Origin of the sequence: Microbacterium sp. H6 (assembly GCF_003314775.1) — a bacterium.
Lineage (GTDB): Bacteria > Actinomycetota > Actinomycetes > Actinomycetales > Microbacteriaceae > Microbacterium > Microbacterium oxydans.
In genome coordinates this window covers 1-433 of the sequence record NZ_QOAY01000280.1, presented here as the reverse complement: position 1 = coordinate 433, position 433 = coordinate 1, and the positions used below count along the sequence as shown (strand labels likewise).

The 433-nt window shown below is 69.5% G+C and carries 1 pseudogene; it reads right to left on the bottom strand.

The features are described from left to right. Positions 1 to 85: 85 nt before the first annotated feature. A pseudogene (locus tag DSP71_RS22525) lies at positions 86 to 433 on the bottom strand (serine/threonine protein kinase); the annotation flags it as partial.

The window sequence follows — 433 nt, the reverse complement described above, 5'->3', positions numbered from 1 at the left end:
CCCTCGCGTCCGACGATGAACCGCCCGCCTCGACGGACCGGGAAGTACTCCCCCGCGAACTCGACGGTCACACCGCCTTCACCACTCACTCCACGCACCCCCGCACGGTCTCGGACGCGCGCCCGTCGTCGCGTCGCAGCATCACGTCGATGCACACGGTCCCCGCTGTGGCAGGAAGGGTAGCGGTCGGATCCGGCGTCTGCTGCGGATCGACCTCTCCCGACACGGCCACCGGGGTCCAGATGTACGAGTCGCCGTCGAGCGGGCTCGGGTTCGTCCAGGTGAAGACGACCTGTTCGCCCTGCCGCGTCCCGGCGAGCTCGGTCACCTTCGGCACCACATCCGTGCCGACATCCTTCGGGTCGACGGCCTCGGCCGTCTCCTGCGGTTCGGGTGTGATCCCGGCGACCAGCAGGTTCAGACCGACGATCCC